Origin of the sequence: Paenibacillus cookii (assembly GCF_018333375.1) — a bacterium.
Lineage (GTDB): Bacteria > Bacillota > Bacilli > Paenibacillales > Paenibacillaceae > Paenibacillus_AQ > Paenibacillus_AQ cookii.
In genome coordinates, this window is sequence record NZ_BORW01000065.1 from 1 (window position 1) to 8,453 (window position 8,453).

Annotated in this window: 11 protein-coding genes; 3 read left to right on the forward strand and 8 right to left on the reverse strand. The window is 37.0% G+C overall.

Going from position 1 to position 8,453, the window contains the following annotated elements:
• Positions 1-315: 315 nt before the first annotated feature.
• From KI367_RS26205 to KI367_RS26220, 4 genes are all read right to left on the reverse strand, one after another.
• The gene (locus KI367_RS26205; protein WP_212953157.1) at positions 316-1,395 is read right to left on the reverse strand and encodes a DUF6602 domain-containing protein; all 1,080 of its coding nucleotides are present in this window, start codon (positions 1,393-1,395) and stop codon (positions 316-318) included.
• Between the two features lie 326 nt (positions 1,396-1,721).
• Entirely contained in the window at positions 1,722-2,330 is a 609-nt protein-coding gene (locus KI367_RS26210) for a HEPN domain-containing protein (RefSeq protein WP_212953160.1), read from the reverse strand.
• Positions 2,314-3,369: a ParA family protein gene (locus KI367_RS26215; RefSeq protein ID WP_149033814.1), complete on the reverse strand. Its 1,056-nt coding sequence runs from the start codon at positions 3,367-3,369 to the stop codon at positions 2,314-2,316. Before KI367_RS26215 ends, KI367_RS26210 begins: the two co-directional genes overlap by 17 nt.
• 119 nt (positions 3,370-3,488) lie before the next feature.
• Entirely contained in the window at positions 3,489-3,689 is a 201-nt protein-coding gene (locus KI367_RS26220) for a helix-turn-helix domain-containing protein (RefSeq protein WP_212953163.1), read from the reverse strand.
• Between the two features lie 170 nt (positions 3,690-3,859).
• On the opposite strand from KI367_RS26220, the gene KI367_RS27395 reads away from it, so the two are divergent.
• A complete protein-coding gene (locus KI367_RS27395) occupies positions 3,860-4,147 on the forward strand; it encodes a hypothetical protein (RefSeq protein WP_246537336.1) in 288 nt (95 codons plus the stop codon).
• Between the two features lie 247 nt (positions 4,148-4,394).
• On the opposite strand, the gene KI367_RS26225 is transcribed toward KI367_RS27395, so the two are convergent.
• Together KI367_RS26225 and KI367_RS26230 are read right to left on the reverse strand one after the other, a co-directional pair.
• Positions 4,395-4,544 (reverse strand): hypothetical protein, encoded by a 150-nt coding sequence (locus tag KI367_RS26225; protein ID WP_212953166.1) that lies wholly within the window; start codon positions 4,542-4,544, stop codon positions 4,395-4,397.
• Positions 4,545-4,873: 329 nt separating this feature from the next.
• Complete coding sequence (locus tag KI367_RS26230) at positions 4,874-5,581, reverse strand: class I SAM-dependent methyltransferase (protein WP_212953169.1); 708 nt, start codon at positions 5,579-5,581, stop codon at positions 4,874-4,876.
• A gap of 313 nt (positions 5,582-5,894) precedes the next feature.
• Between KI367_RS26230 and KI367_RS26235 the strand changes: the two genes are divergently transcribed.
• Together KI367_RS26235 and KI367_RS26240 are read left to right on the forward strand one after the other, a co-directional pair.
• Positions 5,895-6,131, forward strand: a complete 237-nt coding sequence (locus KI367_RS26235) for a hypothetical protein (protein WP_016310982.1) — start codon at positions 5,895-5,897, stop codon at positions 6,129-6,131.
• A complete protein-coding gene (locus tag KI367_RS26240; RefSeq protein ID WP_212953172.1) occupies positions 6,115-6,381 on the forward strand; it encodes a type II toxin-antitoxin system RelE family toxin in 267 nt (88 codons plus the stop codon). The genes KI367_RS26235 and KI367_RS26240 overlap by 17 nt, the downstream gene beginning before the upstream one ends.
• Before the next feature lie 240 nt (positions 6,382-6,621).
• On the opposite strand, the gene KI367_RS26245 is transcribed toward KI367_RS26240, so the two are convergent.
• Complete coding sequence (locus KI367_RS26245) at positions 6,622-7,017, reverse strand: hypothetical protein (protein WP_212953175.1); 396 nt, start codon at positions 7,015-7,017, stop codon at positions 6,622-6,624.
• Between the two features lie 186 nt (positions 7,018-7,203).
• Entirely contained in the window at positions 7,204-8,292 is a 1,089-nt protein-coding gene (xerA, locus tag KI367_RS26250) for a site-specific tyrosine recombinase/integron integrase (RefSeq protein ID WP_246537338.1), read from the reverse strand.
• Between the last annotated feature and the right edge of the window lie 161 nt (positions 8,293-8,453).

The following is an 8,453-nucleotide window of genomic DNA, read 5'->3' on the forward strand; positions in this document are numbered from 1 at the left end:
GGCGTTCACGGAAGCAAAATCCAAACGGGATCAGTCTGCCGTTGTATGTCAACTCCAGCAATGGATTGCGAGTTTGCCCAATTATATCAAGGCTTTGTTCGGAAAATTAAGCTGCGAAAGTTGAGTTTATAATATTTTCTTTTATTGTTTTGTAATTCTATCTTTGCCCCCATTTCTTATAACGTCTTTGTATTCACGAAACGACCCAGCCTTAGATAGCTCTTATCTTAGGCTGGGTCGTTTGTTGGCTGAGCTTCTTCCATGATTATACATCTGGCAACCGAAGGGCGATAGCCCTGATGCGTGAATACGGTGTTAGCTGATGTCAGACTCTGCTTGATACTGCTTAAATAAGTCTTTTTCAATTTCTCTGCAATATTCGTTTTCTTGATCTGTAATCTTTTCACCATTCTTTATCTTTTTATACAGTTCGAAAGCTAATTTAAGTTGTCCTATAAAATAATCCTTTCCAAAAAAATTAAATATACTATCTGACGAAAATTTACCCATAGACAAGATTGCATCAAAATTATCACTGAAATATTCCATGATTTCTGTAGATGAAGCCCTTTTTGTTTGAATCCGTTTAAATCTATCCATATCATCAATAAGAGTTGTAACCGCCTGCATACTTATTTCTTGCCCATCAAAATTGTATGTACCATCCAAAGGTACATGTCTTTTCGGGATAGAATATTGGATTTTAGCTAGATCTTCTTTCTCAACATATTTTAATAAATCTGGAGGTGTTATTGCAGTAGAATTTAGGAACTGCATTAAAATCAAATAAAATATAATGAGGTTATTTTCTATTGAATTTTCAATAATAGCTCTAGTTGTATTGACTGAAGGGAGTAATTCTATCTTGTCCAAACCTCGTCTATCTACATTTACAATCATCCCCTTATCAAGTACACAAACAACTGAAATTTGATGATCTGAATCTACCTGTAGGTTTAAATCAACTAAGTTATCTAAAAGTGTTTCTAAGCTAGTATCAGATGTATAAGCAAATACAAATCCTGCTGTGGGCGATACAAATGGAGTTATGGGGTGCTTTGGTAAGCCTCTAACACTTTTGATATTTTCTACGCACTCATTGAGTCTACTTTTGTTTAGGGATGATTTAATTTCAATTGTTGCGAATACACTTTCAATAGGTATTATTTTTGTACTATCCATATTCATAAGGATGGGGCTACTTAAAGTATCATGAATAATAAGGTCTTGCTGTTTGCTTTGCCTACCACTTAAATCTATTATTGCCCCTCTTGAAAACTCGTATTTCAGAGGGATGTACTTACGAAAATATGTAGAGAATATTTCTTCTCTACTAGTTCCGCGCTCACCTTTATGTTCTATCTGAGAGGACACGTCTTCAAAATCTATCATCATTTTTTTGGCAGCCGCTTTTAAAGAGTTAATAAATAATCATATAACGTCTCCTTCTTTAGTCTGATTTCAGCTAACGTTCCTGTATTCACGAACCCCGAAGGGGTTGTCTGCTGAAATGCCCCCTCGAAATACTTCCAGCAGACCAAGGATCCGAAGGAGACGCTGCTTGAATATGTTGTTATACGACGGAATCACTTCTTCGATATAACCTATTATTACTTATTCTCAATGATTATTGAAATACTTTGTCAACTTTTTAACTCTCTTTATAATGATAACCTTAAAATAACAAAGCAGAGAAAATTATTTCTCCGCTTTGTATGACGCTATATAGTAGATATGTTCATATGAAAATTTTGAATTAATGATCCAACAAAGTCGATTGATTCCTTTACCATTATATCATCAATTGGCCAACGGGATCCTGGGTATGAAGGATCCATATCTGCTTCGTGAGCAATTTTATTTCTGCGATCAACAATTAAATTAAGTTTCTTTTTGATCAACTGAGGCTCACTATTCATAGCCAAAGCTGCACGCCCCCAAAAATCAACATCAGTAATTATTCGCAGAGCTTCAGTTATTTTTTCTGCTTGCTGAAAACTTTTCCAACTGTGCTTTTCAATGACCTCTCTTTCTAACCAATCAAACGATTCTGGATTCAAAAGTGCTTCACGTACTGCCTTTAAAGAAATCGAATAGTTCCTAAATGAACTAGTTTCTGGTCTAATTCCACAAAAAACTTCAAGCATGCCAATTCTAACAATTTCATGCACATAAAAATCAACTGCACTTACCAAGAGTACTAATTCTGATCTTAGCATATCGGATATGTCAACAAGGGGAGTGATTTGACTCCTATATGATAAATAAACCGAATGAAGCATTCTAATTCTTTCAATATTTTCATTAAATTGTTTAATTGTTTTGTCCATATTGAATCATACCTATTATCTGTGTAGTTATTTGATCAAAAATTTTATGGAACTTCTCTCTATTCTCCCTTGCGCTAGTGCCTACTGTACCTCCATAACCTAGTTGTTCATTTGATAATGCAAATACAGGTGTTTTGTGCTGTTGAGACTTAGCAATCAAAGTATTAAAGTCCGGTATCGTCCCTAAACAATAATCTTCTTTCAACCCGTTACTTGTATATGCTTCTTTTGAGAGCATCATGTCAACTTCATCCAACTGCATTATTAACTTGTTTTCAACGGTAAAGTTAATTTTATCTATCCAATACTGAAAACCTTGAGATGCTTTACTATCACGAAGTCTATACTTTTGAATGATTGTCCCCAAAAATTTTGGTTGAATATTCGGAAATGGATAATCTGCTTCCTTTAAAATTTCAATATTTCGAGCTTTATTAGACCAAGCATTCCATCTTTTAAAGATAGTAGTAAGAGAATCAATTGCCATAACTGAATAAAAATCAGGAGAGGTTGGGACTATAAAATAATCACTTATCATCATCAAATTTTGATTTATTGAACTTAGACTCGGGCTCATGTCTATTAATATGTAATCAGCCGAATATTTCTCGGCAGTTCTATCAAGTAAGTAAGAAATAGACCCAGGTAAATTTTTTAATGCTTGAATTGAACCAGAAAGTTCTTGAGAAATCCCTAAAGTGACTTCATATTCAGCAAATTTAATATGACCAGGCAGTAAAAGAAGGTTAGGTCTGCCCTCAACTTCTGTGCACTCTACTGCCTCTAATAATCTAGGCATAGATTCAAAAGCAGGTTTTAGTCCATCACGAATGTTGTTAATATCACCATTGTTATAAAAATCTTCTAATTTTAAAGATTCATTATACCCGAGAATCATTCCTGACAAATTACATTGAGGATCGGCATCAACTAATATTACTTTATATCCCTTTTCAGCCAACATCCAACCTATATTGAAAGTTGTTGTTGTTTTACTCACTCCACCTTTGTGATTAAATAACGCTATTTTTGTTGCCATTAATGCACCTCTTGTTCTTCTAGTATTCAACAACTTAAAGCTGTTCAGTTTAACCTAATCATACATGGTAGACTTACTACCTTCAACTCATAAAACATTTCTTGAACCAAGCTAAGTTATCACTCCGTTACATGCTCCAATAAATCCCCTGGTTGACAACCTAAAACGGCACATAATTTATCAATCACTTCTAATGATACATATTCGTTTGTATTGAGCTTTGCCATCGTTGCCGATGAAATCCCCGTCATTCTCAATAAATCTTGTTTCTTAATCTCTCTGTCAATCAATAATTTTTGGAATGGTTTATAACTTATCATTTGGCACTCCTTTGTATCTAAATTGAATTTTTCTTTAATTATATGAAAGTATATTTCCTTAATCAAAAATATCTTTGATATGTCTTGACTATAATTTTCATTATGATAAAATAATATTCAATAAGTTAAATTTTTATTCGCAAAATAAAATATAATGGACGGTGAAATTCATGTACAATTCTTTAGATGTCTTACTTGATTCGTTGATACGTAATCGAATTGAAGCCTTATATAGCTATCTTCTCAAGAACAACACCATTTACAAACAATTCTCTTCTGAACGAAATCTTTACTTTAAACAGTTACATGAACTTCTACCTCAGGATATGCATAAAACTCTATTTCTTTACGATGATGCAGACCTCTCAGTTCAAACAATCCTAGAACGCGAAATCTACTTGCAAGGTTTTAAAGATGCTCTTCAATTACATAATGAATTAAATATAACTTCTAATTGAGAGCCAGACGGCTCTCATTTCATTTAATTATATCCTATAACGTTCCTGCATTCATAACCTGCGAGGGCTAGTCTGTTAAAATTCCTCGCGAAATCCATCCGTAGACCATGGCCCCAAGCACTCGGTTCTTAGATATTATGTTATACGACGGAATCTCTTCTCGAATATACCTTCACTATTCATCTTCTTCAGTATGAAACAATGACTGCCCTAACACTCATCGCAGGCAGTCATTGTTTTATCGTTTTTAGTTCTTACAACCATTTTTATTACAAGTAACAATTGCACCAGTAGTTAACCAATGATCCGAATGTTCATTGGTGTTCGTGCCACATCCAGTAGTTCCACCTTTACTTCCACTGTGCACAATATTTGTTGGAATATGTTTAACCGCCATGAAAATTCACCTCCGTTATGATAATTTAATTTCAAATATATTCTAGCATCTACCTAAAAAGAGAACAAAAGTTCTTTTTTTAGGATTTTTTTATTTGTTGATTCTGTCGTATAACGTTATCGTATTCACGACGTCCCACCGACTTAAGGTTCCGCCAGGAACCGGCTGCGCTTGCGCAGTTAGTCGGTGCGGATGTGTCCGGCTGATTAGACTTCCCCGAAACTGAAATGCCCCACCGAATCTTCTTCTTACTTCGTGCCGGACCGAGGGGCTTGTCCCCGATGCGTGAATATTGTGTTAGATGATGCTTGCAGGCTTCTTTGAACTACTTACCAATTTCTCTTTGCAATATATGTTATACAATCACTCACCAATTTTACGGGTTGCTCTCTACGTTCAATATCAAATTCTAATTGTTTTATTAGTCTCTTTTGAATTTCCCAACCCTTATAATTTCTGTCCAACAAATCTAGCATTCGCTCTGTTGAGAGATTGATTTCAAACATAGGATCCAATTCATTGTTTGTCATTTGATTTATTTCACGAATATTCGAATTAATTATTATACAATTGATACCGTCTGCAACTGTTCCTAAAACCATCTCTCTTAGTTTCATTTCTAACGCTCTTTCCGAACTTACATGTTCTAGAGCTGAGACAGCGATTATTAAGTCGTATTCACTTTGTTTGATCTCAAATTGTTCTATATCAGAAAGTCTTATTTCGATTATGTGTTCTACCTCATAACGTTTACTATATTCATGCAATTTATTAAGTGCCGACTCTAGCAAGTCCACACAGATGACTTTACCTTGTCTATTTTTAATTGTCTGAGCAATGGGAATGCTGTTTCTCCCAACTCCCGATCCTAAATCTAAAACTCTTAGAATTTCGTAACTATTAAACTGCTCTATGAGGTCCAGCACTGTTTGAACAGGCTTGTGTAACCAAGTCCCTTGTTCAAAGAGATTATAGTTCTCATAAAAAAAATCATGATATAGTTTTTCTTCTGCTCTTATCATTTCTACTCTGTCCATACCTGCACCTCAGGTTTCTGCAAGTTTCATCTAACGTCCTTGTATTCACGACGCCGAGAGGCTTAAGGCCGCGAAGTGGCCGGCTGCGCTTGCGCAGTTAGCGTCGCAGGTGTGTCCGCCTGATCCCGCTTCCCCGAAACTGAAATCCCCTCTTCGACTTCACTTCTAACTCCTGCCGGACCGAGGGCGTATGCCCGATGTGTGAATACTGTGTTATCTGATGCCGGTGCCTTCTTCGAGTTACTAACTCCATTCCCTTAGGTGTATCTAATGTTATAATGGTTATAATTAGATCTTGAAAGGAGTTGGCAAAATGGCTGTAAATAAAGAACGATTTTATGAGTTGCTTGATCGACTATCCGATAAAGATCTTGAGTTGGTTTCCGAATTGATGGAGCGCCTCGCCAATATTCCCGTGAATAGAGAAATCCCTCTCGATGATGAACCAACAACTCAAGATGAATTAGATGCCATAAAGGATGCTCATGAAGCTTACTTAAGAGGTGAATTAATTAGCCTTAAGGATGTTGAACATGAATTACGAAATTAAGTTCCTAAAGGATGCCTTTAAGTATCTTCAAAAGCAGGATATCACAACTCGAAATCGCATTCTGGATCACTTAAAAATTCTTTCTGAAAATCCAAGACATCCAGAGCTCGACATAAAAAGAATGCAAGGTATGGAAAATCATTTTCGGCTTCGTGTTGGATCCTTTCGTGTGATTTATTCAGTAATTGATAATGAACTTATAATAATTGTTGTAAAGATAGGATCTCGCGGTGACATATATAAATCTTGATGGCACTTAAACTACAAGTGTCATTTATTTTGCCTCGCACCGGTTTCAGATAACGTTCTTGTATTTACGAACCCTCACTGGCTTAAGCGCGTAAGCGCGGGTCGTTAGACTTAGCCGGTGCAGGGTTGTCCGCCTGATTTATCTTCTCCGAAGTCCCCCGGGCGGACCAAGGGACGCGACAGCGGCCCGAAGCGTGAATGCGGTGTTATCAGAAGTACCTGCCCTCCTGAAATGCCCTCACTATTCTTTGAATAAGTTCTTCTTTGATAGTTCTTTTTTTATTGCCTTAGAACCTGAAAAGATTAACAGAATTAAACTCAATTGGGGAGATGTTATTATGTCCTGTTTTATTGCTGTAATAACTAGGCTTTCCATAGCAATAAAACCGTAAGATTGATATATCTTAATAATCTCTCCAAGTAAATCATCTGACCAGTTCGTGCGGCTTAGAATTGTATATACTATATGTTCCTTAACACCATCATTAATCTCCAAAGAATCAATGTTTGTTGTTATAAACTCTAGGTCAATCTTTCTTAAAAAGCCATGGATGTCTAGTTGTTCTGAAATATCTAATGAATTTATAAGATCTTGAATTTTATGTATATCAGATCTATCACAAGCTTGGCTTATCAATTGAATAATTTCAGTTGGGTTCTTAATCTTTTCTACGCCCCTTTTCTGGTTCGATTCATCTGAGCGGGTATTTCTGATAACTCTTATTCTGCGAATGTCATAATCCCTCCTCTTTCTCGAAATATTACGACATTCGCATTAAATCCATATATTATAATGTTATGCGAATTTCCCAGTATATTCAATTCATTCTTGCATTCGGTCCAAAGGACTTTGGATTCGTCGGATATCTCTAATGCTCACATGAGTGTAGATTTCAGTTGTCTTGGAACTCGTATGGCCCAGCAATTCTTGAATATATCTTATGTCTGTACCTGCCTCCAAGAGATGGGTAGCAAAGGAATGCCTCAGCGTATGAATCGTGGCGGGCCTTTGAATCCCTGCCTTTTGTTTTACTTTTTCAAATACATGTTGAATCGTTCTCGCGGTGATCGGACTGTTTTTGCTTTGCCCAGGAAAAAGCCAGGTTTCAGGCCCTTCTACTCGGATATACTGCTCCAGCAGCTTGTATGCCGTCCGTGACAAAACCGTATATCGATCCTTTCTTCCTTTTGACTGTCGTATGTGAATGATGCCACGCTCTACATCCAGATCATGAACCTTCAAATGCACAGCCTCACTGATTCGCAGTCCTGCCGAATAAATCAAGGTTAGAATAGCCCTATGTTTTAAATTTATAACACTTTTAAGAAGCGTGGATACTTCCGATGCCGATAGAACGGCGGGCAGCTTCTTTTCCCGTTTCGGCCGAGCCCATACTTTTGGGAAGTCGGTCCGTTTTTCAACTTCCTTAAACCAGAAACTTAGAGCGCTGATCGCCTGGTTAACATAGGTATGAGAGTGATTTTGATCAAAAAGTTCAAGTAAGTAATTTCTCACATCTGATACACGCATGGATTCCAAGCTGCTTCCCGTACTCTGCATGCACCTCTCCAAATGTCCTAAATATGCTTTTTCAGTGTTTCTGCTATATCCTTTTAAACGCATGCATTCTTGGCACTGTTTACGCCAACGGTCTCCATAAGTAGAAAGTCTCCTGAATTGAAGATACTTACTCCGCATCACCTCTTCCATATGAACGGGACAATCTGCAAACTGCTCCACAAATATCCCCAAGGTACGTTCATCAGCAGGAAAGCTCCACTGCTTTAGATCCGGATGCCACTTTCGTCCCGGAACGTTACGTATTCGCCGAACCCAATCCCGCTCGGGAGAAAGTGTAAGCCATAGCCGCCCTTCAAAGTCATTTTGCACTTCAATACGTTTTACATGCACGGTTGTCCCCCCGATCAAAATGCTGGTGTTCTTATGATGCTAGACTAAATAGTGGACACCGAGAATCGAGAATGCGACAATAAACCTAGCAAAATCGAGGTGTCCGAAGATGAGTCAGAAATATGACAAAGAGTTTAAAATCCAAACCGTAAAAATGATTC

Excerpts from the sequence above, each read along its gene's own strand:
- KI367_RS26205 (WP_212953157.1), bottom strand. The coding sequence starts at position 1,395 with ATGATGATAGATTTTGAAGACGTGTCCTCTCAGATAGAACATAAAGGT.
- KI367_RS26210 (WP_212953160.1), bottom strand. The coding sequence starts at position 2,330 with ATGGACAAAACAATTAAACAATTTAATGAAAATATTGAAAGAATTAGA.
- KI367_RS26215 (WP_149033814.1), bottom strand. The coding sequence starts at position 3,369 with ATGGCAACAAAAATAGCGTTATTTAATCACAAAGGTGGAGTGAGTAAA.
- KI367_RS26220 (WP_212953163.1), bottom strand. The coding sequence starts at position 3,689 with ATGATAAGTTATAAACCATTCCAAAAATTATTGATTGACAGAGAGATT.
- KI367_RS27395 (WP_246537336.1), top strand. The coding sequence starts at position 3,860 with ATGTACAATTCTTTAGATGTCTTACTTGATTCGTTGATACGTAATCGA.
- KI367_RS26225 (WP_212953166.1), bottom strand. The coding sequence starts at position 4,544 with ATGGCGGTTAAACATATTCCAACAAATATTGTGCACAGTGGAAGTAAA.
- KI367_RS26230 (WP_212953169.1), bottom strand. The coding sequence starts at position 5,581 with ATGGACAGAGTAGAAATGATAAGAGCAGAAGAAAAACTATATCATGAT.
- KI367_RS26235 (WP_016310982.1), top strand. The coding sequence starts at position 5,895 with ATGGCTGTAAATAAAGAACGATTTTATGAGTTGCTTGATCGACTATCC.
- KI367_RS26240 (WP_212953172.1), top strand. The coding sequence starts at position 6,115 with ATGAATTACGAAATTAAGTTCCTAAAGGATGCCTTTAAGTATCTTCAA.